Raw genomic sequence first — 23,912 nt, forward strand, 5'->3', positions numbered from 1 at the left:
AGTTTTTTATTTTAATCTCACAACCTCAAAAACCCTTGAGCGTTGTATAGTTAAGCCTCTCGGGCAATTAGTATCTGTTAGCTCAACGGCTCGCACCGATTACACACCAGACCTATCTACGTCTTAGTCTTAAACAACCCTTACAGATTTATAATCTGGGAGAACTCATCTCTTGGCAAGTTTCGTGCTTAGATGCTTTCAGCACTTATCTCTTCCGCACTTAGCTACCCGGCAATGCGTCTGGCGACACAACCGGAACACCAGTGGTGCGTCCACTCCGGTCCTCTCGTACTAGGAGCAGCCCCAATCAATTCTCCAACGCCCACGGCAGATAGGGACCGAACTGTCTCACGACGTTCTAAACCCAGCTCGCGTACCACTTTAAATGGCGAACAGCCATACCCTTGGGACCTACTTCAGCCCCAGGATGTGATGAGCCGACATCGAGGTGCCAAACACCGCCGTCGATATGAACTCTTGGGCGGTATCAGCCTGTTATCCCCGGAGTACCTTTTATCCGTTGAGCGATGGCCCTTCCATTCAGAACCACCGGATCACTATGACCTACTTTCGTACCTGCTCGACTTGTCTGTCTCGCAGTTAAGCTTGCTTATACCATTGCACTAACCTGACGATGTCCGACCGTCATTAGCAAACCTTCGTGCTCCTCCGTTACTCTTTGGGAGGAGACCGCCCCAGTCAAACTACCCACCAGACACTGTCCGAGACCGCGTTTCGCAATCTTCGTTAGAACATCAAACGTTAAAGGGTGGTATTTCAAGGTCGACTCCATAATCACTGGCGTGACTACTTCTAAGTCTCCCACCTATCCTACACATCAAAATTCAATGTTCAGTGTCAAGCTATAGTAAAGGTTCACGGGGTCTTTCCGTCTAGCCGCGGGTACACCGCATCTTCACGGCGATTTCAATTTCACTGAGTCTCGGGTGGAGACAGCCTGGCCATCATTATGCCATTCGTGCAGGTCGGAACTTACCCGACAAGGAATTTCGCTACCTTAGGACCGTTATAGTTACGGCCGCCGTTTACTGGGGCTTCGATCAGGAGCTTCTCTTTCGATTACACCATCAATTAACCTTCCAGCACCGGGCAGGCATCACACCCTATACGTCCACTTTCGTGTTTGCAGAGTGCTGTGTTTTTAATAAACAGTTGCAGCCAGCTGGTATCTTCGACCGGTTCAACCTTCGCCCGCGAGGGACTACAATCTACGCCGGCGCACCTTCTCCCGAAGTTACGGTGCTATTTTGCCTAGTTCCTTCACCCGAGTTCTCTCAAGCGCCTGAGTATTCTCTACCTGACCACCTGTGTCGGTTTTCAGTACGGTTTAGTAAAGCCTGTCGCTTAGTGGCTTTTCCTGGAAGTGTGGTATCGGTTACTTCAGCTCCGTAGAGCCTCGTCATCATCTCTCAGTGTTAAGGAAGTTCGGATTTGCCTAAACTTCCCACCTACCAACTTAAACGCACATATCCAACAGTGCGATAACCTAACCTGCTCCGTCCCCACATCGCAGCTTTACCAAGTACAGGAATATTAACCTGTTTCCCATCGACTACGCTTTTCAGCCTCGCCTTAGGGGCCGACTCACCCTGCCCCGATTAACGTTGGACAGGAACCCTTGGTCTTCCGGCGAACGGGTTTTTCACCCGTTTTATCGTTACTTATGTCAGCATTCGCACTTGTGATACGTCCAGCATGCTTCTCAACACACCTTCATCCGCTTACACAACGCTCCCCTACCCAACAGTATTGCTACTGATGCCGCAGCTTCGGTGCTATATTTGAGCCCCGTTACATCTTCCGCGCAGGCCGACTCGACTAGTGAGCTATTACGCTTTCTTTAAATGATGGCTGCTTCTAAGCCAACATCCTAGCTGTCTAAGCCTTCCCACTTCGTTTCCCACTTAATATAGACTTTGGGACCTTAGCTGGCGGTCTGGGTTGTTTCCCTCTCCACGACGGACGTTAGCACCCGCCGTGTGTCTCCTGAGTATCACTCTTCGGTATTCGTAGTTTGCATCGGGTTGGTAATCCGGGATGGACCCCTAGCCGAAACAGTGCTCTACCCCCGAAGGTGTCCGCTCAAGGCTCTACCTAAATAGATTTCGGGGAGAACCAGCTATCTCCCGGTTTGATTGGCCTTTCACCCCCAGCCACAAGTCATCCGCTAATTTTTCAACATTAGTCGGTTCGGTCCTCCAGTTAGTGTTACCCAACCTTCAACCTGCCCATGGCTAGATCACCGGGTTTCGGGTCTATACCTTGCAACTAGACGCCCAGTTAAGACTCGGTTTCCCTTCGGCTCCCCTATTCGGTTAACCTCGCTACAAAATATAAGTCGCTGACCCATTATACAAAAGGTACGCAGTCACCCTTAAAGGGCTCCCACTGCTTGTACGTACAAGGTTTCAGGTTCTATTTCACTCCCCTCACCGGGGTTCTTTTCGCCTTTCCTTCACAGTACTGGTTCACTATCGGTCAATCAGGAGTATTTAGCCTTGGAGGATGGTCCCCCCATCTTCAAACAGGATATCACGTGTCCCGCCCTACTTGTCGTTAGCTTAGTACCATGACCTGGACTTCGAGTACGGGGCTATCACCCTGTGTCGCTAAGCTTCCCAGCTTGTTCCTCTGTCTCTGTCATTATCACTAACAGGCTCCTTCGCGTTCGCTCGCCGCTACTAACGAAATCTCGATTGATTTCTTTTCCTCGGGGTACTTAGATGTTTCAGTTCTCCCGGTTTGCCTCACTTACCTATGTATTCAGTCAGTGATAGTAGATTCTTCATCTACTGGGTTTCCCCATTCGGACATCTTGGATTAAACGCCTCTTATCGACTCATCCAAGCTTTTCGCAGATTAGCACGTCCTTCTTCGCCTCTGATTGCCAAGGCATCCACCTTGTACGCTTAGTCACTTAACTATACAACCTCAAAAATTCTTGATGTTGTGTTTTCAACTAAACACTTGATTGCTTTTGTTCAATCAAGATTTTATTCTTACTCAGACTTTTTCTTATCCTTAAAGGACTTGAAAGTCTCTTCAGTTTTTCAGCTTGTTTCCTGGTTGTTAAAGAACAGAAATAAATAACATTTTCAGTTATCATCGTTAAATAAACTCATTAAAGCATTTTAAGCATTAAATCAGTCAATTTACTTAACGATGATAAGTGGTGGAGATAAGCGGGATCGAACCGCTGACCTCCTGCGTGCAAGGCAGGCGCTCTCCCAGCTGAGCTATATCCCCATATCATCGTTTATTTACCACCCTATTCACCTTCATCACTCACTCAGTTTGAGTGGTGGGTCTGAGTGGACTTGAACCACCGACCTCACCCTTATCAGGGGTGCGCTCTAACCACCTGAGCTACAGACCCAAGGGAATAACGGCTTTCTGCTCGATATTGTCTACAATATATCAATCAATCTGTGTGGACACTTATTGTCTCTCATTTTTAGTAAGGAGGTGATCCAACCGCAGGTTCCCCTACGGTTACCTTGTTACGACTTCACCCCAGTCATGAATCATACCGTGGTAAACGCCCTCCAAAAGGTTAAGCTATCTACTTCTGGTACAACCCACTCCCATGGTGTGACGGGCGGTGTGTACAAGGCCCGGGAACGTATTCACCGCAACATTCTGATTTGCGATTACTAGCGATTCCGACTTCATGGAGTCGAGTTGCAGACTCCAATCCGGACTTAGACGTACTTTGTGAGATTCGCTCCAGCTCGCACTCTCGCTTCCCTCTGTATACGCCATTGTAGCACGTGTGTAGCCCTACTCGTAAGGGCCATGATGACTTGACGTCATCCCCACCTTCCTCCGGTTTATCACCGGCAGTCTCCTTTGAGTTCCCGACCGAATCGCTGGCAACAAAGGATAAGGGTTGCGCTCGTTGCGGGACTTAACCCAACATTTCACAACACGAGCTGACGACAGCCATGCAGCACCTGTCTCAGAGTTCCCGAAGGCACCATTCCATCTCTGGAATGTTCTCTGGATGTCAAGAGTAGGTAAGGTTCTTCGCGTTGCATCGAATTAAACCACATGCTCCACCGCTTGTGCGGGCCCCCGTCAATTCATTTGAGTTTTAACCTTGCGGCCGTACTCCCCAGGCGGTCGATTTATCACGTTAGCTACGGGCGCCAAACTCAAAGTTCAACCCCCAAATCGACATCGTTTACAGCGTGGACTACCAGGGTATCTAATCCTGTTTGCTCCCCACGCTTTCGCACATGAGCGTCAGTACATTCCCAAGGGGCTGCCTTCGCCTTCGGTATTCCTCCACATCTCTACGCATTTCACCGCTACACGTGGAATTCTACCCCTCCCTAAAGTACTCTAGACTCCCAGTCTGAAATGCAATTCCCAGGTTAAGCCCGGGGCTTTCACACCTCACTTAAAAGTCCGCCTGCGTGCCCTTTACGCCCAGTTATTCCGATTAACGCTCGCACCCTCCGTATTACCGCGGCTGCTGGCACGGAGTTAGCCGGTGCTTCTTCTGTAGTTAACGTCAATTGGCTAGCCTATTAAACTAACCACCTTCCTCGCTACCGAAAGAACTTTACAACCCGAAGGCCTTCTTCATTCACGCGGCATGGCTGCGTCAGGGTTGCCCCCATTGCGCAATATTCCCCACTGCTGCCTCCCGTAGGAGTCTGGGCCGTGTCTCAGTCCCAGTGTGGCTGGTCATCCTCTCAGACCAGCTAGAGATCGTCGGCTTGGTGAGCCTTTACCTCACCAACTACCTAATCCCACTTGGGCTCATCCTATGGCATGTGGCCCGAAGGTCCCACACTTTAATCTTTCGATATTACGCGGTATTAGCTACAGTTTCCCGTAGTTATCCCCCTCCATAAGCCAGATTCCCAAGCATTACTCACCCGTCCGCCACTCGTCATCAAAGAAGCAAGCTTCTCTATGTTACCGTTCGACTTGCATGTGTTAAGCCTGCCGCCAGCGTTCAATCTGAGCCATGATCAAACTCTTCAATTCAAGTTCAATCGCTCAATACTGCTGACACAAAATGTCACTACTTAAAAAGTATTATGAATTTCTAGTTAGCACCTATTAAGACTTCAAAATTAAAAAATATTTTTAAAACAAGTCAATCAACAAGTGCCCACACAGATTGTCTGATATATTGTTAAAGAGCTTTAGCTTAATCGCCGTGGATTAAAGACTAAAAAACGACGCGGTCGATTTTCGTTGCCGAGCAACGGTGCGTCGTTGTGTGGGGCATATTATAGGGATTTTTGCCGGCTTTGCAAGATCTTTTTTGGCAAGAAAATATCGTTAGCTTATAAAACATGCAACGATAAATTTAACTCATTGATCTTTCGTTAAGATTCAAAAGCAATAATTTGTCAAATCCCCAATATTTTAATACGTTCTGAAATTTGTTTTCCTCCGCGAAATGTCTGGTACAAAAAATTAAATTACAAAATTTTTCATTTTTTGACCGCACTTTTTGCTCGGCCAGCAAGGCATGTACGCGTTTTGCAACGGCTTTGGCAGGATCGACAAAATACTTCACCTGCGGCAGACACAAACGAATTTCCTCTTCCAGCAGAGGGAAATGCGTACAGCCTAAAATGACCGTATCTAATTCCTTATTATCCAGCCATGCTTTCACTTCGTGCCGTACCGCAATCAAATCCACGGAATAACCGTAGATCTTCTGTTCGGCAATTTCGGGGAGCTTTGTCGAACCGATACGTTCCACTTTGCAATCATTTGCATAATTTTTAATAAGATCATCAACATAAGGCCGTTTAACGGTTCCTTTCGTGGCAAGTAGACCGATTGTTTTGGTACGGCTGATGGCCGCCGCTGGTTTAATTGCCGGAACCGTTCCGACCACGGGACAATTAAAAACGGCGCGCAGTGCCGGCAGCACTACCGTACTTGCCGTATTACAGCCGATAACGATAATATCGATAGGATATTGTTCGTTAATAGTGCGGCAAATCGATAAAGTGCGGTCAATAATCGCCTGTTCCGATTTTTCGGAATAAGGAAAAAACGCATTGTCAAAACAATACAGATAATGCACCTGCGGCAGTGCAGCCTTGATTTCCCGATATACGCTCAGCCCGCCCATACCTGAATCAAAAATTAAAATTGTGGGTTTCATATCATGGCCAAATTAGAAAAATTGGCAATATATTACTATGCTCACCGCATTAAACAAGCACTAAATCAAAATCGCGGGATTCCATCTCGGCTTTTTGTTCGGCCAGTAAATTGGTATCGGTAACAATGGTTGAAAAGCGGTTTAACGGCGATACGCCGAATAAGGAATATTTTCCGTATTTGCTACTGTCTGCGACTAGTATGCGTTGTTTGGCATTCTGTGACAATATGCGTTTTAGGTTAGCTTTTTCTTCTGTGGGGGCCGTCACGCCCTCTTTCATCGCCCATGAATTACAGCTTACAAATGAGAAATCGGGATGGACGGTCTCCAACAAATGCTGCCCGTGCGAGCCAACGCAGGATTGGCTGCTGTTATCCACTCTTCCGCCAGTCATCAGCACTTCGATTTGTTTATATTCGGACAGCAATAATGCGATACGTAAATCCGTAGTAATAACCCGCAATGCCATATGGGCGATTTTTTTGGCTATCAGCATTGTCGTCGTGCCGGCATCCAGCACGATGGAATTGCCCGGTAAAATTAATGACGCCGCATAGGTCGAAATTCTTTCCTTTTCAGATATCTGCTTGGTGATTTTTTCATCCGTTGTCGGCTGATAGGCAATAAATTGATTTAAACTGACACCGCCGTGAGTGCGTAAAATAGTCCCTTCATCACTGAGTTTAATCAAATCTCGGCGGATCGTTGCCGGTGATGAATTCGTTACTTTGACCAGTTGATCCACAGTCGCAATGGCGTGGTTTTTAAGGAAGAGGATTATTTGTTCGATTCGGTTATTTTGCATAAAATATCTCCATATTCAGAGTGGGGATTCCCCACTCTGAATTTATTAGAAGCATATTTTACATTAAAATGACTTCATTATGTATTAAAGGTTATTTTTCATCATATTTATCAGTAATTTTTTATCGCCAAATCCTCCAGATTTCGTCATTACTTTTAACCCTTGAAATTTTCCAGCCTTAATGATGCAAAGCGGTACACCTGGTAAAATAGAACGAAGTAGCTGTAATTCTGTTACACCTATTTCATCTAATAAGGCTGCTGCACCATCACCGCCAAATAAAATAAGGGAATCAAACGACTTATGCTCCAAACAATATTTTGCTAATTCAGCTAAATACTTGGATATCAATTTTGCTATTTCGTGAATACTGATGTCCATATTTATTTTCGCGGGATTAGCCCTAATAATTACATTATTTTTACAATTACTAATCAACGCGTAAAGCTGTTGTTTTAAGGACGTGTTCGAAACATCATAATTGATTAGCTGAGATGGAGCTGGATTAAAAACTATTGAATTTCCACCAACTGACGAAATATATTCATCCACTTGAGTTTGGCTAGTTTCATGAATGGATGTAACCAAAATTAATGTTCTTCCTAAATTAATAGGCTCAGATTGATATTGTAATTTCGAACCATTATTTTTTAATTTTTTTGCTAAACCAGCAGAGCCTACAGGAATAATTCTATTACCAATACGATGAATAACTTTTGCTATAACCTCTAGATCATGATCCGTCTCAGCATTTAACACAATCTGATTTTGTTTGGTTGATAAGATTTTTTTATATAAATCATCTTCATTTATATAAGTTAATATATATGAATCAGGCAAAAGTTCCTTCATATCTGATGACAAAACCGGACAAATAGGATCCTTTCCTGATGCCGACTCATGTACTGGCACGCCGTTAACATATAAATACCCGTTCTCAATTGTTCTTCCCATATCTGGATAAGCACAGCATATAACCGCTTTAGCTTCAGGATATTTTTTAGACCAAGCAGCTAGAGCCCCTTCAATTTGATATTGAACTGAGCCTCGCATTGTCGAATCTATTTTCAAATAAATTTGCTCAACTTTATTATCTATAGCTGCCGCCACTGTTTGTTTTGTTATTTCCACAGCCCGCTTTCCTAATGCGCGGGAATCAGTTGATACCGTAAATACATCTGCATTATCTAAATACGTAGTAAGCAAGTTGGTTAAGTTAGTCTTTAAAATCGTAGATAATCCTGATTCTGCAAACATAATACCCGTATCATTTGCACCGGTCAGATCATCTGCAATGACTAGTAATTTTTCTGTTTTCATTGGCTGTCTCCTTGTTGTGTGTCCAATCCGCCTTGACGTTTAAGAACCCATGCTGCTACCAGTGGTGCTAATATTGCGGAAACTAATACTGACGCTGCAATTTGTGCCGTTGCCGTTTGTACATAAGGAGTGAAACTGGCATCTGCTTGAGCGACAATTTCCGGAGTAATGATTGCATTACCTGCCGTAGAGCCTGCGGCAAAACCTATACCTGATTGATTGCCTCGTTTTAAAATTGATTTATAACCGATAAAAACGAGAAAACCTGTAAATAAAGAAGCTAATATTCCTAAAATAATGCCAGTAAAACCTCCAGTGACAATGGAATGTAAATTAATTCCTGTTCCTAGAGCAAAAGCGAAGAACGGTATTACAATCGCACCTGTTGGTTTCATTAAATTAGTCCATTTAGGATCTAAATTACCAATCACCATCCCTACCAACAAAGGAACTACCGCCGCAACCATTAATGAAATAGGAATATCTGCCAATCCTGAGGCACCTAAAAACAGTAAAACAAAAAACGGACCGTCATTTACTGCTGAAGCAATATAGGCCCCCCTGTCTCGGTAATCGCCATATTTGCCAGTAAACGCTAACCAAATTCCTCCATTTGAATTAGCTACAACCGTAAGCATTGCTAATAATGAAATCCCCCAAAAGCCATCATTACCAATAAAAAAACCAAGCAATGTAACTAACGCTGCGGGGATTAATGTTTTACACAAAAGAACCACACCTGTATGTGCAAGAACAGGACCTGAATTCCGCACTGTAATTTGCATACCAGTTGAAAAAATTAATAACGCAATTAAAGGGCCAGCTGAAGATTTAAAAAGTGCGGTAGTAAAAGAACCTAAATTTAAAAAATCAGGGAAGAATGTGCCAATGATAGATCCTAAAATCAAAGGGATTACCATTGGTCCACCAGGGATTTTATTCATTCCGTCATATAATGGAATAACAGATTTTTCTTCATAATTAGACATAATCTACTCCTATTTAATACTCAATTTACAGATTGGAATATTTTATATTTGCCATCTTCGCCGCAAGATACAGCGCTTCGGTCATGCTTTTACTGTCCGCCGTGCCGCTGCCGGCAATCGGGAATGCAGTGCCGTGATCCACGGAGGTGCGGATAAACGGTAGCCCTACGGTTACGTTCACGCCGGAATCGAAACCGAGCAGTTTAATCGGGATATGACCCTGATCGTGATACATCACCACCACAATATCGAATTCGTTTAAATTCACCGCCCGGTGAAACACGGTATCCGGCGGGATCGGGCCGATGGCGTTAATGCCTTGGCGCTGCGCCGCCGTAACGGCCGGTACGATTTCCTTATCGTCTTCGTCGCCGAACATGCCGTTTTCGCCGCAATGGGGATTGAGCCCGGCAACCGCCACCCGCGGTGCGTTGAAACCCAGCATTCTGGCGTTTTCGTCGGCAAGTTCGATGACTTTCAAGACCCGTTCTTTTTGCACTAAATCGCAGGCTTTGCGCAGCTGCACATGGGTGGTCACGTGAATGACCCGTAATTTTTCGCTCACCAACATCATGGAATAATCTTTGGTGTTGCTCAGCGCGGCCAGAATTTCCGTATGACCCGGAAACATTTTGCCGCCCGCATGCAGCGCTTCTTTATTCAGCGGCGCGGTGACTATGGCGTGAATTTTGCCCGCCTGCACGTATTGCACCGCACGTTCGATATATTCATAGGCAGCTTTGCCCGCTACAGGGCTGACCTGTGAGAACGGCAAATCTACTGGTAAATTGTTTAAATCCACCACATCAATTACGCCGTATTCGCTTTCGGCTTCCGTCACATCGTTAATTACTCGCAACTGCAAATCGGATTTCACAATGCCCAATGCACGCTGCATAATTTTATAATCGCCAATCACCACGGGACGGGCCAATTCATAAATACGTTTGTCCGCCAATGCTTTAATAATGACTTCCGGTCCGATACCCGCACCGTCACCCATTGTGATACCTAAAATCGGATTCATTTTTCCTCCATTTAATTTCTAACAAAATCAATAATTTTTTCTAATACATTCGGACTGCCGAAAGCTCCGGCTTTGGTGATGACCGGAATATGAGATAACCGACTGTCGGCAAAATATCCCACGGGGACGCCTTGCTCGATTTCATCAACAACCCGATAACGCACCGCATTCAATACGTTTGCCACACCGATAGCAATATCACCACCGGTTAAAAACAAGGTCGCAATACGTAACTCGACGCCTTGTAAAATTTTCGCCACCGCGGCGGATAAATTCGCGCAAACTTTTTCTCCCAGTGCGGCACGGCTTAATCCGTAGCGTTCGCATAACGCATCGATTTTTTTTCGTGCCGTTATGTCGCTCTCGGTTTTCAGCACTACGTCTCGACCGGCTTGAAGTGCGGTCAAAATCGACCGAATTTCCCGCTGTTTTACAAAATCCTCAGTAAAAAGCCGTTCAACCTTGATATTTACCGACACGACTTCACGACGACAAACCAACCGCTGTACCTGTTCGTTGTTTTTTTCACTTATTGAACCGACGACAAATAAAATCGGTAATGCGCGCTCCGATTCGATTTGTGAATCTTGTAAGTAATATTGTTTAGGCAAATAAGCGGCTAAGCCGGAAGAACCGACCAAAATCGACGTATTCAAGGAATCGCTTACGCCTAATTGTGCGATAACGGCTAAATCTCGCTCGGTTCGGGCATCAAAAGCAAAAATACATTTATGATGCTGGTTGGAAATATGATTGATTTCGCTCAAGATGGAATGACTATGTAGCTTCGCCGAATGGATTTCAATAACCGGTTTAATAATTTCACGCACATTGGAAGAGCAAATCGGCGTTTTAGGATCCGTCGCAAATTCGGTTTGCAGCAAAGGAACATCATTTACATAGCAAATTCCGTCACGCACGGTACGACCGGCAGACGGCAACGCCGCACAAAAAAAGATAATCCGATTTTCCGTATTCACCAATAAGGATTCTAATTCGGTGCCGATAGATACTTCCTCGCAACGTGGAATCAACCTTTTATAAATACGTTTATTTTCAATATGATATAAAGATAAAACGGTTCTAATACGCAAAGCGGCCTCAGCTATCGCAACGGCCCGACTATCCGTGTTCACTACGATGACATCGGATTGAACGGCAATCGGTTTGCGCCAGTCTAACACAATATCCACCACCGCATTATTTTTGATAAATAATACGCCCGTGTCGTTTGCACTGGTGAAATCATCTGCGATAACCAACACTCGTTTCTTCCCGCCATTATTTTTGTTGGCAAGAAGTATATAAAAATTAAAATCAAAAAACTGTGAACAATATCACAAATTTGATTATTTATATTCTTTATGATTAATTTTAATCAAATAAAGATGAAAAAATACGGTCAGAACCGACCGCACTTTAATGACTTTAAGCGTTAGTATAAATTTCCCGCTGACCGAGCCAGCGTTTTATCAGACTTTCGGCGAGTTCGGGAGACTGCCGCATTAATCGTTTGGCATAATGTTGGATCAGCGGGATCATTTTACGATCACGCATTAAATTCGCCACTTTAAATTCGGCAATTCCTGTCTGTTTGGTGCCTAACACCTCACCTGGACCGCGAATTTCTAAATCTTTTTCCGAAATCACAAAGCCATCTTGGCTATCACGCAATACCTGTAAACGTTTTTGCGACACTTTACCCAACGGCGGTTTATACATTAAGACACAAAAAGACGCCGTACTGCCACGCCCTACTCGTCCACGTAACTGATGGAGTTGTGATAAGCCCAAACGCTCTGCATTTTCAATGATCATTAGACTGGCATTCGGCACATCCACGCCCACTTCGATCACGGTTGTAGCCACAAGCAAATCGAGTTCTGCATTTTTAAAGGCAGCCATAATATCTTGTTTTTCTTGCGGTTTCATTCTCCCATGTACAAGGCCAATTTTAAGCATCGGCAAGGCTTTCGTTAAATCTTCCCAAATTGCCTCGGCTGCTTGCGCTTCTAATACTTCAGACTCATCAATTAAAGTACAAACCCAATAAGCCTGACGCTTTTCATTAATACAGGCATTTTTGACTCGAGCAACGATTTCATCACGACGCTCTTCTGAAATAACAACCGTCGTAATCGGCGTTCGACCTGGTGGCAATTCATCAATAATCGACGTATCAAGATCAGCATAAACCGTCATCGCTAATGTTCTTGGGATTGGTGTTGCTGTCATAATCAGTTGATGTGGATAAAATCCTGCTTTTTCGCCTTTTTCTCGCAACATTAAACGTTGATGCACACCAAAACGATGTTGTTCATCAATAATCACCAAGGCTAAATCGGCAAATTCTACTTCTTCTTGGAATAAAGCATGCGTGCCCACCACCATTTGTACCGCACCGGACTTAATTTTTTCCAATTCGGTTTGGCGAGCTTTCCCTTTCACCTTACCCGCTAACCAGCCTACTTCAATACTAAAAGGCTCTAACCAACGACGGAAATTATTGGCATGCTGTTCAGCTAAAATTTCCGTTGGTGCCATTAAAGCCACTTGTTTGCCATTATCAATCGCTAATAAGGCAGCTAAGGCGGCCACTAATGTTTTCCCCGAACCTACATCCCCTTGAACAAGGCGCATCATTGGATAATCTTTCGCTAAATCCTGTTCAATATCTGCCACAACTCTATTTTGGGCATTCGTTGGTTGAAAAGGCAAAGATGCAAGAAAACGTTGCTTCAAATCGGTTTGATAATGCAATGGCAACGCTAAAAACTGCTGCGTACCCAACCGCACTTTTTGCATCGCAAGATTATGTGCAAGAAGCTCTTCAAAGATAAGTCGTTGCTGTGCGGGATGTTGTCCTTTCTCCAAAATATCTAATGAGATATCTGGCGGCGGACGATGCAAAAATCGAATAGCCTCTTTTAGGCTAAAAGGATGTGGATTAAATTCATTAGGTAAAATTTCCGTTAATTGGATTTTATCGAGTAAAGCCAATGCTTGATCGGTTAGCTTACGTAATGAATTTTGTTTTAAACCTTCCGTTGTGGAATAAATAGGCGTGAGCGTTTCCTCTAAAACCAATGGCGTATTATCCCGTATGATTTGATATTCAGGATGATGAATTTCTGCCATAAAACGCCCGCGTTTAATTTCACCAAACGCTTTGACGCGCGTACCAATCTGAAAACTGTTTTTCATCCCCGAATTAAAATTGAAAAAACGGAGCATAATCTTGCTCGTTCCATCAGAAAGACTGACGGTTAAAATAGGACGACGCCCAAAGGCAACTTCACAGGTTTGGACAACCCCTTCAATGGTGGCATATTGTTCAGGACGAAGATCAGCAATGGGTGTTATTCTCGTGCGATCTTCATAACGGATGGGTAAATGAAAAAGCAAGTCTTGGAGATTATGAATTCCAATACGGCTTAATTTATCGGAGATTGCCGCACCTACACCAGATAAAGTCGTTAAAGGAACGGCATCGAGAAGTTGCGTGCTCATTATGCTTCATTAATATTGCGCTTTAAACGAATCACACTGGTAATTTGTTTGATTTTTCGCATAATGTTTTCTAAATGATAGATATCTCTCGCGCCAACTTGGATAATGACTAATAGCAGATTATTCTCTAATTCTTCAGTCCAAATACTTTGAATATTACTTTCACAAGTCGCGACCGCTGTCATGAGGCTACCTAATACATTTTGTTCATTAAGCATTTCAATGTGTAATTCGGCATCAAAATTGACCGCACTTTCAGCCTCTTCCCATTTTGCCGCGGTGAAATCTTTGGCATTACCTGACGTTAAATTAGAACAAGCTTGATGATGTACAACCACGCCTTTCTTCGCAGTACTTAATGCCACGATCGGATCACCCGGAATTGGATGACAACATTGAGCAAAAGACGCTTTCATTTCGCCATCTCGGCTCAGTGTTAGTGTACTTTGCGTATTTTCAGAAACTCCATCCACATCAATTTCAATGGCTTCATCCATTAATTGATGCGCAATGACACTCGACATTTGGTTACCTATGCCAATTTCCTCAAAAAGCTCATTGAGGCTTGAGAGATTCAATTCATTTAGTAACGCTTGGATTTTCTCTTCAGAAACCTCAGAGAGATAATGAGGTTTTAAGGCCATTTCTAGCTGTTTTTTACCCGTCTGAACCGCATCATCTGCACGCAATAATTTTAAGAAATGACGAATACGGGTTCTTGCGCGAGCCGTCACTACAAAGTTTAACCAGCTAACGCTTGGATGAGTATTTTCACTGGTCACAATCTCAACAGTTTGACCAGATTCTAAAGCTTGTGATAACGGATAAGGTTTATGCTCTACTACTGCCGCAACACAATGATTTCCCACATCAGAATGCACGGCATAAGCAAAATCGACAGCTGTTGCGCCCATTGGTAATTCAACGATACGACCTTTCGGCGTAAAGACATAGATTTCTTTCGGGAAAAATTCAGATTTTACGTTCTCAATAAACTCAAAGGAGTTACCCACGTTTTGTTGAATATCTACCAGGCTTTGTAACCAACGTTGTGCACGTACTTGAGCGGTGGTGCTATCGTTTTTACCACCTTCTTTATACACCCAATGAGCGGTAACTCCCATTTCAGCAACCTGTTCCATCTCTTCAGTTTGAAGATGAACTTCTACTGGGACACCATGAGGGCCAATCATTGAGGTCTGTAAAGCTTGGTAGCCATTTGCACGTGGCACGGCAATATAATCTTTCACTTTACCAGGACGAGGCTTATACAAACTATGCATTTGCCCCAACCCGCGATAGCAATCATCAACCGAATTCACAATAACGCGGAAAGCATAAATATCCATAATGGAATGGAATTTCTGATCTTTCATGCGCATTTTTTGGTAAATTTTATAGAGATGTTTTTCACGTCCCCAAATACGATTTGTAATGCCTACATTATCAAGACGTTGTGAAATATCATTAGAAATGCGTTGAATCAATTCTTGACGAGAGCCACGCGCTTGTTCGACGAGCTTTTTCAGTACTTCATAACGACGAGGATGCATTGCTTCAAAAGATAAATCTTCTAATTCATTCTTGATATGCTCAATGCCTAAACGGTGGGCTAATGGGCAGTAAATCTCTAGAGTTTCTTTTGCGATACGACGGCGTTTATCCGGACGCAATGAACCCAACGTTCGCATATTATGGGTACGGTCAGCCAGTTTGATTAAGACGACGCGAATATCTCGAGTCATCGCTAAAATCATTTTGCGGAAGTTTTCAACCTGTGCTTCTTGGCGGGTACGGAATTTCAATTTATCTAGTTTCGATACGCCGTCAACAATTTCGGCTACGCTAGCACCAAATTCATCTTTTAATTGGGATTCGGTATAAGGGGTATCTTCGATAACATCGTGCAATAACGCGGCCATGATTGCTTCATGGTCTAAATGCATTTCCGCAATAATTGAAGCTACTGCAACAGGGTGAGTAATGTAAGGTTCGCCGCTTGAGCGAAATTGTCCTTCGTGAGCATCTCGCGCAATGACGAATGCACGTTTGATTAATTCAATTTTATCGGCGGGCAAATACCCCTGAATAATTCGATCTAAATCTGCAAACAATTCCAAAGGACACCTGACTTTTTGTAGAGAGAAAGACTAGGCGATCAAAATAGCTTTAATTTTGACCGCTCTTTAATGAGATTATTCTGCGATTAACGCTACAGCCACTTCTTCATTACGTTGAGAAACTGCCGCATCTAAATACTCTTTTGCATCCATGATTTCTTGGTTGATTAACCCTTTTTCGATTTCACGTAATGCGATTACTGTTGGTTTATCGTTATCTTCCGGCACTAACGGCTCACTTTGATGTAACTCTAATTGTCTCGCACGACGAGCGGCGGTTAAAATTAAATCAAAACGGTTACCAATTTTTTCTACTGCATCTTGCACAGTCACTCGAGCCATGTTTTACTCCGATGTTAAAAATAATGTCTATAAAGGGAAAATATTGTACTCAATTCAAGCTTATTTTGCTAGTAGCTGATGAATTAAGTCTGCATTTTCTGTTTGTTGATAAGCTTTGGTCAAGCGTTCCGCCTGCAAAATACTTTGTAAATCTGCCAATGCCTGTTCAAAATTATCGTTCACAATAACATAATCATATTCATCATAATGCGAAATCTCGCTAATTGCTTTTGACATTCGCTCAGCAATGACCTCTTTGCTATCCTGTCCGCGTCCAACCAAGCGGCGCTCTAATTCTGGCAATGACGGTGGCAAAATAAAAATGCTTTTTACAGAAGGTACTTTTTGACGAATTTGCTGCGCACCTCGCCAGTCAATATCTAAAAACACATCAATGCCTTTTGCTAAGTTTTCTTCAATTGCTGGCAATGAAGTGCCGTAATAATTACCGCCAAACACTTTTGCATATTCTAAGAAGTGGCCTTTTTCAATTAAGGTTTCAAATTCTTCTACTGAAACAAAATAATAATGCACACCATGACTTTCGCCTAGTCGAGGAGAACGCGTTGTGTGTGAAATAGACACCATTTTTTTTGTGCCTTGATTTTTTTCTAATAACGCGGAAATTAATGATGACTTACCCGCTCCACTCGGTGCAGAAAGAATATATAAATTACCTTGAGACATAATTGAAACCTCTTGTTGTTGTTTGTTTTTATTATACAAAAAGAAAATGAAAAGTGCGGTCAAATTTTCATTTGTTTTTACAAATCATTAAAAAGTGATCGAGATCACAAAAAAGTGGTATATACCCTTTTTTTTATCAAAATGCCCATGCTATAATCGACGGGAACTCGTTAGAGCAACGATTTTGTTTAACTTAAAAATAGAAGGTGAAAATCTTATGGCTATTAAAATTGGTATCAACGGTTTCGGCCGTATCGGTCGTATCGTATTCCGTGCAGCACAACATCGCGATGACATCGAAGTTGTAGGTATCAACGACTTAATCGACGTTGAATACATGGCTTACATGTTGAAATACGATTCAACTCACGGTCGTTTTGAGGGTACTGTTGAAGTTAAAGACGGTAACTTAGTCGTAAACGGTAAAACTATCCGTGTTACTTCTGAACGTGATCCTGCGAACCTTAACTGGGGAGCCATCGGCGTTGATGTTGCAGTTGAAGCAACAGGTTTATTCTTAACTGATGAAACAGCACGTAAACACATCACTGCTGGTGCGAAAAAAGTCGTATTAACAGGTCCTTCTAAAGATAGCACACCAATGTTCGTACGTGGTGTAAACTTCGGTGCATACGCAGGTCAAGATATCGTGTCTAATGCTTCTTGTACTACAAACTGTTTAGCACCTTTAGCACGTGTTGTTCACGAAACTTTCGGTATCAAAGATGGTTTAATGACCACTGTTCACGCAACCACAGCAACTCAAAAAACGGTTGATGGTCCATCAGCTAAAGACTGGCGCGGTGGTCGTGGTGCAGCACAAAACATCATCCCTTCATCTACCGGTGCAGCTAAAGCTGTGGGTAAAGTATTACCAGCATTAAACGGTAAATTAACTGGTATGGCGTTCCGTGTTCCGACTCCAAACGTTTCTGTAGTTGACTTAACTGTAAACTTAGAAAAACCAGCAACTTACGAACAAATCAAACAGGCAATCAAAGATGCAGCTGAAGGTAAAACTTTCAACGGCGAATTAAAAGGCGTTTTAGGTTACACTGAAGATGCAGTAGTTTCTACTGACTTCAACGGTTGTGCTTTAACTTCTGTATTTGATGCTGATGCGGGTATCGCATTAACTGATTCTTTCGTTAAATTAGTATCTTGGTATGATAACGAAACTGGTTACTCAAACAAAGTATTAGACTTAGTTGCACACGTTTACAACTACAAAGGCTAATCAAAATCGCTAAAAAATTAACCGCTCTTTTTAGAGCGGTTTTTTATTTCCAATTCATTTCACTTGATCAATATTTTTAAATTCTTTATTTCTCATCCAGAGATAAAAATAGAAAATAAATATGTCTATTATTTATTCTATATTCACAAAATAACAACATTTCACTAGATTTTAAATTTATTTCGTTTATATTAGCGTACACTTGTTCGCTCAAATAAGGCTTATATGAATTTAGAACGTCATTTCGTCAATCGAATTCGCCAACAGGCAAAAACTCGTCAAAATGCAACCGCACTTCGCCATAAAATTAATGGCTTATGGAAAGATATTTCGTGGAACGCATTTCAACAACAGCTTGATCAGCTGTCATTAGCTTTTCTTGCTTGTAACATTCAAGCACAAGATAAAATTGCGATTTTTGCACAGAATATGTCACGTTGGACAATCGCAGATATTGCGGCACTTCAAGTCCGCGCTATAACTGTTCCAATTTATGCAACCAATACCGCACAACAAGCTGAATTTATTTTAAATCATGCCGATGTCAAAATTCTGTTTGTCGGTGATCAAGAACAATATGATCAAGCGTTAGAAATTGCGCATCAATGTCCACAATTACAAAAAATTGTGGCCATGAAAGAACAAATTCAATTGAGTGAAAATACTCTTTCTTGCCATTGGGACGATTTAATTAAATTAGGCAAAGCCGAATTTCAGGCTGAATTTGAAACTCGCTTAGCAAATAAAACGATGGATGATTTATTCACGATCATCTACACCTCAGGCACAACAGGTGAACCAAAAGGCGTCATGCTTGATTACAGTAACTTGGCGCATCAACTTGAAGCCCATGATATGGCATTAGATGTTAATCAAGATGAGGTTTCACTTTCTTTTTTACCGTTTAGCCACATTTTTGAGCGTGCTTGGATTGCCTATGTATTACATCGCGGAGCAATTCTTTGCTATCTCGAAGACACCAATCAAGTACGTGAAGCATTAACGGAAGTACGTCCAACCTTTATGTGTGCAGTACCGCGTTTCTATGAAAAAATTTATTCTGCTGTGCTTGATAAAGTTCAAAAAGCGCCTTTTATTCGTCAGATGATTTTCCACTGGGCGATTACAGTGGGACAAAAACGTTTTGATCTTCTCTCTCAAAATAAAAAAGTCCCGTTCTTCTTGCAAAAACGCTATGCATTGGCCGATAAGCTGGTACTTTCTAAACTGCGTTCATTGTTAGGCGGACGAATTAAAATGATGCCTTGCGGTGGCGCAAAATTAGAACCAAGCATTGGGCTTTTCTTCCATAGCATTGGGATTAATATCAAACTCGGTTACGGCATGACAGAAACCACGGCAACCGTTTCTTGTTGGGGTGACCATCATTTTAATCCGAATTCTATCGGTAAATTGATGCCAAATGCAGAAGTTAAAATTGGTGAAAATAACGAGATTCTGGTGCGTGGTGGCATGGTAATGAAAGGCTACTATAAAAAACCTGAAGAAACGGCTCAAGCCTTCACTGAAGATGGGTTCTTGAAAACGGGAGATGCGGGTGAATTTGATGCTGAAGGTAATTTATTTATTACCGACCGCATTAAAGAATTGATGAAAACCTCTAACGGTAAATACATTGCACCACAATATATCGAAGGTAAAATCGGTAAAGATAAATTTATCGAGCAAATCGCGATTATTGCTGATGCCAAAAAGTATGTTTCTGCCTTAATCGTACCTTGTTTTGATAGCGTAGAAGAATATGCGAAAAAACTGAATATTAAGTATCAAGATCGCATGGAATTACTCAAACACTCTGAAATTATCAAGATGTTTGAACAGCGTATTGAGAGCCTTCAAAAGGAACTCGCTCACTTCGAGCAAGTGAAGAAATTTACGCTACTCTCTCAAGCATTTAGCGTCAAACTTGGTGAAATCACCCCTACGCTCAAATTACGCCGAAAAGTGATTATGGAACGCTATCATCACATCATTGACTCGATGTATTCCAGCAATAAAGAGAACAAGGAAAATAAAGAATAAAAAAAAGTGCGGTGAATTTTTGATCTGCACCCCAAAAGTTGGACTCAACAAACCAACAATTGAGGTGCAGATTTTTTATGGGTAAACACTACACAATCGAATTTAAATTACAAATTCTTCAACCTATTTTGAATGGAAAAATGAGTATTAGAGAAGCAGCTCGTTTTTACAATATTCCTTCCAACGCCCTAGTCGGGACATGGTTGAAACGGTTTGAAAAAAGTGGCATAAAGGGACTTATTCCCCGTAAACCATCAGGACGACCGCCTATGAAACCTAAATATGCCAGAATGCCACCGCCACCCAAAACTGAAGAAGACCGTTTACGCCTGAGAATTTTACAGCTTGAAGCGGAGGTAGCCTACCTAAAGGAGTTGAGAAGGCTCAGACTTCAGGACGAAGCCGAGCAACGGAAATTATCCAAAGGTTAAGAACACGCTATCCGTTAAAATGGCTTTTAGGCTTTGCACAGTTAGCGCGTAGTACGTTTTTTGCGAAACTTCAGATTAAACCGGATAAGGATGAGGAGCTGAAAAAGGCCATTAAACGCATCAAAGCCAATCATCCTGATTATGGCTACCGACGTGTTCATGCCAGCTTGCCAGGCGTGAATCATAAAAAAGTTCAACGTTTAATGCAGACACTTGGACTTCAAGTGCGGTCAAGAAAAAGCAAGAAATTTACCACCTATCGAGGCACGATAGGGGTGATAGCACCGAATCATCTTGAACGCGATTTTAGTGCAACGGCCCCGAAACAAAAATGGGTGACCGATATCACCGAGTTTAAGGCAAAAGATGGGAGTAAAGTCTATTTATCCCCGATTTTAGACTTATTTAACAATGAGATAGTCTCCTATAACCTCAGCTATTCCCCAAACTGGGCGCAAGTAGAAGACATGTTAATGCAAGCCGTCAAAGGATTAAATAAAGCTTGTGGTGTCATTTTACATTCAGACCAGGGATGGCAATATCAAATGGTAGCTTATCGTCGAATTTTAGCTGAACATGGCATCATTCAAAGTATGTCGAGAAAAGGGAATTGCTTAGATAACGCCGCAATGGAAAGTTTCTTTGGACGATTAAAAACAGAATGTTTTTATGGTCGGGAATTTAAAACAAAAGAAGAGATAGTTGATGCCGTCAGGGATTATTTGGATTACTATAATCATCGACGGATTCAACTAAAATTAAAAGGACTGAGTCCGGTACAATATCGAAAACAATCCTTTAAATAACAGTCTAACTTTTTGGGGTCAGATCATTTTTCACCGCACTTTTTAGTTTAACAAAAATGATTTATTCGACTTCGACCAGCACACCTTCTTGGTGAGGTTTCAATACACCGACCTCACTAAGCTCGATACCGGCTTTTTTCGCAATCTCTAAGATTTCCGCTTCACTTTCAGGTTTAACCGCAATCAATAAGCCACCTGAAGTTTGAGGATCGCAAAGTACCGCCTTTTGATAATCCGTAAGAGGACCGATTTTATGGCCATAGCTTTCAAAGTTACGATTGGTTCCACCTGGTACACAACCTTCAGCAATATAATCCGCTACGCCATCTAATAATTTGATTTTATCAAAATGCACAACCGCATTAAGATTTGAGCCTTCACAGATTTCAGCCAAGTGTCCTAATAAACCAAAGCCAGTGACATCCGTCATGGCGGTTACACCAGCAACTTCCGCAAATTGGCTACCAATCAGGTTCATTTGACACATGGCTGCCGTTGCTAAGCCTTGGTGTTCTGGTTTTAACTTGCCTTTTTTCTCAGCAGTAGTCAGCACGCCGATACCTAATGGTTTGGTTAAATAAAGCTTACAATTTGCTTCTGCTGAGGCATTACGTTTTACACGTTCGGTTGCAATAACACCTGTTACGGCTAAACCAAAAATGGGTTCTGGCGCATCAATCGAGTGCCCTCCAGCAAGGGAAATCCCCGCTTGATGACAAGCAAAACGTCCTCCATCAACTATTTTCTGCGCCACTTCTGCCGGTAATTTATTAATCGGAAAACCTAAAATAGCAATCGCCATAATCGGTTTACCACCCATTGCGAAAACATCGCTAATGGCATTGGTCGCCGCAATACGGCCAAAATCAAAAGGATCGTCCACAATCGGCATGAAGAAATCCGTAGTACTAATAATTGCAGTACCATTACCAAGATCATAAACTGCTGCGTCATCCGCTGTTTCGTTCCCAACCAATAAATTAGGGTCGGTAAATTTTTCGATTTCTGTCTGTAAAATTGTCCCTAACACCTTAGGCGAAATTTTACAGCCTCAACCTGCGCCGTGGCTGTATTGTGTTAAACGAATCTCATCCGTCATGCTAAACCCTTGCTAAAATCACATACCTTTTAAGCTAAAAGTGCGGTCAGAAATCTGGCATTTATGATGCCAACTTCTCCACTTTCGCTTGTTTAATCATATTATCGCTGACTTCCAAAATCGTAATTTTCAAGCCATCAATTTCACAAACTGTTCCTTCATCAGGAATATCTTCAAGATGCTCAAGAATCAAACCATTAAAGGTTCGAGCATCTTCCGTATCCAATTCCCAACCAAACATTTTATTTAAATCACGAAGATTCGCCGAACCTTCAATAATCATTGAACCATCAGATTGATGCACCACTTCTTGCTCAATAGATGGTGCCATAGAAGTGGTGAAATCACCCACAATTTCTTCCAAAATATCTTCAAGTGTGACCAACCCCTTAATATCACCATATTCATCCACCACTAGTCCAATACGTTCTTTTTTCGTACGAAAGTTAGCTAATTGCATTTTAAGTGGTGTTCCCTCTGGAATGAAATATACTTCATCCACTGCACGTAATAACGTTTCTTTTGTAAATTCATTCTTTTCTAATAATAGCCGGAAGGCTTCACGTACTCGTAAAATCCCTAGTACTTGGTCATCAAGACTGCCTTTGTATAAGACAATTCGGTTATGGGGTGCATGGTTGAGTTGACGCATAATGGCTTTCCAATCATCGTCAATATCGATTCCGCCAATTTCATTACGTGGCACCATAATATCATCAACGGTAACCGTTTCCATATCTAAAATAGAAAGTAGCATTTGTGGATGCTGTTCATCTGGCGTGGCTTCACCTGCTTCAGAAACGATACTTCTCAGTTCCTCACGACTAATCACCTGTTTTTGCAAATCGAGTTTTAATCCAACCATTCGCATTAAAGTTTTGGTAAAAATATTCATCAACCATACTAATGGATAGAATACTTTTAACAATAACGACAAAATGTGACTTGAAAATAATCCCACTTTCTCTGGGTGCATTGCCGCAACCGTTTTAGGAAATATTTCAGAAAAAACAAGCATCACAAAAGTTAATAAACCTGTTGCGATTGCTACCCCCGCATCACCATATAAACGCATACCAATCATGGTTGCAATAGCTGACGCACTGATATTCACAAGGTTATTAAAGATCAGAATGAAACTTAACAAGGTATCAGGCTTTTCAAGCAGTTTTTCTGCTTTTTTTGCACCTTTATTGCCTTGTTCAGCAAGAAAGCGAAGACGATATTTATTAAGAGACAGTAGACCAGTTTCCGATCCTGAAAAATAGGCAGATAAAATTAAACAAATAATCAGTGTAATAAATAAAGTACTAAGGGGAATACTATCCAAGGGAAA

At 42.3% G+C, this 23,912-nt stretch carries 16 protein-coding genes, 2 tRNA genes and 2 rRNA genes; 4 read left to right on the forward strand and 16 right to left on the reverse strand.

Translation table 11 applies throughout. From position 1 onward, the window contains the following. Positions 1-46: 46 nt before the first annotated feature. The 14 genes from QQS40_RS10805 to gmk form a co-directional block, all read right to left on the reverse strand. Positions 47-2,944, reverse strand: a 23S ribosomal RNA gene (locus tag QQS40_RS10805). A 247-nt stretch (positions 2,945-3,191) separates the two neighbouring features. Next, positions 3,192-3,267 (reverse strand) — tRNA-Ala (locus QQS40_RS10810). 53 nt (positions 3,268-3,320) lie between these two features. Then, positions 3,321-3,397 (reverse strand) — tRNA-Ile (locus tag QQS40_RS10815). An 82-nt stretch (positions 3,398-3,479) separates the two neighbouring features. After that, a 16S ribosomal RNA gene (locus tag QQS40_RS10820) occupies positions 3,480-5,019 on the reverse strand. Together the 16S and 23S rRNA genes with 2 tRNA genes alongside form the textbook arrangement of a ribosomal RNA operon. A 328-nt stretch (positions 5,020-5,347) precedes the next feature. Beyond that, complete coding sequence (gene murI, locus QQS40_RS10825; RefSeq protein WP_049363676.1) at positions 5,348-6,160, reverse strand: glutamate racemase; 813 nt, start codon at positions 6,158-6,160, stop codon at positions 5,348-5,350. A 49-nt stretch (positions 6,161-6,209) separates the two neighbouring features. Further along, positions 6,210-6,965 (reverse strand): DeoR/GlpR family DNA-binding transcription regulator, encoded by a 756-nt coding sequence (locus tag QQS40_RS10830; protein ID WP_329505264.1) that lies wholly within the window; start codon positions 6,963-6,965, stop codon positions 6,210-6,212. Positions 6,966-7,049: 84 nt separating this feature from the next. Beyond that, a complete protein-coding gene (locus QQS40_RS10835; protein ID WP_049374644.1) occupies positions 7,050-8,285 on the reverse strand; it encodes a four-carbon acid sugar kinase family protein in 1,236 nt (411 codons plus the stop codon). Next, the gene (locus QQS40_RS10840) at positions 8,282-9,274 is read right to left on the reverse strand and encodes a 2-keto-3-deoxygluconate permease (protein ID WP_049363682.1); all 993 of its coding nucleotides are present in this window, start codon (positions 9,272-9,274) and stop codon (positions 8,282-8,284) included. Before QQS40_RS10840 ends, QQS40_RS10835 begins: the two co-directional genes overlap by 4 nt. Positions 9,275-9,299: 25 nt before the next feature. Further along, positions 9,300-10,301, reverse strand: coding sequence for a 4-hydroxythreonine-4-phosphate dehydrogenase PdxA (gene pdxA / locus QQS40_RS10845; protein ID WP_049363685.1), 1,002 nt, complete (start codon positions 10,299-10,301; stop codon positions 9,300-9,302). Between the two features lie 11 nt (positions 10,302-10,312). Next, positions 10,313-11,566: a four-carbon acid sugar kinase family protein gene (locus tag QQS40_RS10850; RefSeq protein WP_329505268.1), complete on the reverse strand. Its 1,254-nt coding sequence runs from the start codon at positions 11,564-11,566 to the stop codon at positions 10,313-10,315. A 163-nt stretch (positions 11,567-11,729) separates the two neighbouring features. Continuing rightward, entirely contained in the window at positions 11,730-13,811 is a 2,082-nt protein-coding gene (recG, locus tag QQS40_RS10855; protein ID WP_329505270.1) for an ATP-dependent DNA helicase RecG, read from the reverse strand. Beyond that, on the reverse strand, positions 13,811-15,931 hold the full coding sequence (gene spoT / locus QQS40_RS10860) for a bifunctional GTP diphosphokinase/guanosine-3',5'-bis pyrophosphate 3'-pyrophosphohydrolase (protein WP_329505272.1): 2,121 nt from the start codon (positions 15,929-15,931) through the stop codon (positions 13,811-13,813). The genes recG and spoT overlap by 1 nt, the downstream gene beginning before the upstream one ends. A gap of 75 nt (positions 15,932-16,006) precedes the next feature. Then, positions 16,007-16,273, reverse strand: a complete 267-nt coding sequence (rpoZ, locus tag QQS40_RS10865) for a DNA-directed RNA polymerase subunit omega (RefSeq protein ID WP_289901387.1) — start codon at positions 16,271-16,273, stop codon at positions 16,007-16,009. Positions 16,274-16,333: 60 nt separating this feature from the next. After that, a complete protein-coding gene (gene gmk, locus QQS40_RS10870) occupies positions 16,334-16,960 on the reverse strand; it encodes a guanylate kinase (RefSeq protein ID WP_329506800.1) in 627 nt (208 codons plus the stop codon). Positions 16,961-17,177: 217 nt separating this feature from the next. On the opposite strand from gmk, the gene gap reads away from it, so the two are divergent. The 4 genes from gap (at position 17,178) to QQS40_RS10890 (ending at position 21,477) form a co-directional block, all read left to right on the forward strand. Then, complete coding sequence (gene gap / locus QQS40_RS10875) at positions 17,178-18,197, forward strand: type I glyceraldehyde-3-phosphate dehydrogenase (protein WP_329505275.1); 1,020 nt, start codon at positions 17,178-17,180, stop codon at positions 18,195-18,197. Positions 18,198-18,422: 225 nt separating this feature from the next. Continuing rightward, positions 18,423-20,240, forward strand: a complete 1,818-nt coding sequence (locus QQS40_RS10880) for an AMP-dependent synthetase/ligase (RefSeq protein ID WP_329505277.1) — start codon at positions 18,423-18,425, stop codon at positions 20,238-20,240. Between the two features lie 77 nt (positions 20,241-20,317). After that, entirely contained in the window at positions 20,318-20,671 is a 354-nt protein-coding gene (locus tag QQS40_RS10885; RefSeq protein ID WP_128787400.1) for a helix-turn-helix domain-containing protein, read from the forward strand. Next, the gene (locus QQS40_RS10890) at positions 20,659-21,477 is read left to right on the forward strand and encodes an IS3 family transposase (protein ID WP_329506704.1); all 819 of its coding nucleotides are present in this window, start codon (positions 20,659-20,661) and stop codon (positions 21,475-21,477) included. The genes QQS40_RS10885 and QQS40_RS10890 overlap by 13 nt, the downstream gene beginning before the upstream one ends. A 61-nt stretch (positions 21,478-21,538) precedes the next feature. On the opposite strand, the gene selD is transcribed toward QQS40_RS10890, so the two are convergent. Both selD and QQS40_RS10900 read right to left on the reverse strand, forming a co-directional pair. Next, positions 21,539-22,576: a selenide, water dikinase SelD gene (gene selD, locus QQS40_RS10895; RefSeq protein ID WP_329505279.1), complete on the reverse strand. Its 1,038-nt coding sequence runs from the start codon at positions 22,574-22,576 to the stop codon at positions 21,539-21,541. 61 nt (positions 22,577-22,637) lie between these two features. Next, a complete protein-coding gene (locus tag QQS40_RS10900) occupies positions 22,638-23,906 on the reverse strand; it encodes an HlyC/CorC family transporter (protein WP_329505281.1) in 1,269 nt (422 codons plus the stop codon). Positions 23,907-23,912 lie beyond the last annotated feature (6 nt).

It is taken from the genome of Haemophilus parainfluenzae, from assembly GCF_036288925.1.
GTDB lineage: Bacteria > Pseudomonadota > Gammaproteobacteria > Enterobacterales > Pasteurellaceae > Haemophilus_D.

What these genes read in the sequence shown, in the direction of transcription:
- murI (WP_049363676.1), bottom strand. Translation starts at nt 6,160, where the DNA reads ATGAAACCCACAATTTTAATTTTTGATTCAGGTATGGGCGGGCTGAGC.
- QQS40_RS10830 (WP_329505264.1), bottom strand. Translation starts at nt 6,965, where the DNA reads ATGCAAAATAACCGAATCGAACAAATAATCCTCTTCCTTAAAAACCAC.
- QQS40_RS10835 (WP_049374644.1), bottom strand. Translation starts at nt 8,285, where the DNA reads ATGAAAACAGAAAAATTACTAGTCATTGCAGATGATCTGACCGGTGCA.
- QQS40_RS10840 (WP_049363682.1), bottom strand. Translation starts at nt 9,274, where the DNA reads ATGTCTAATTATGAAGAAAAATCTGTTATTCCATTATATGACGGAATG.
- pdxA (WP_049363685.1), bottom strand. Translation starts at nt 10,301, where the DNA reads ATGAATCCGATTTTAGGTATCACAATGGGTGACGGTGCGGGTATCGGA.
- recG (WP_329505270.1), bottom strand. Translation starts at nt 13,811, where the DNA reads ATGAGCACGCAACTTCTCGATGCCGTTCCTTTAACGACTTTATCTGGT.
- rpoZ (WP_289901387.1), bottom strand. Translation starts at nt 16,273, where the DNA reads ATGGCTCGAGTGACTGTGCAAGATGCAGTAGAAAAAATTGGTAACCGT.
- gmk (WP_329506800.1), bottom strand. Translation starts at nt 16,960, where the DNA reads ATGTCTCAAGGTAATTTATATATTCTTTCTGCACCGAGTGGAGCGGGT.
- gap (WP_329505275.1), top strand. Translation starts at nt 17,178, where the DNA reads ATGGCTATTAAAATTGGTATCAACGGTTTCGGCCGTATCGGTCGTATC.
- QQS40_RS10880 (WP_329505277.1), top strand. Translation starts at nt 18,423, where the DNA reads ATGAATTTAGAACGTCATTTCGTCAATCGAATTCGCCAACAGGCAAAA.
- QQS40_RS10885 (WP_128787400.1), top strand. Translation starts at nt 20,318, where the DNA reads ATGGGTAAACACTACACAATCGAATTTAAATTACAAATTCTTCAACCT.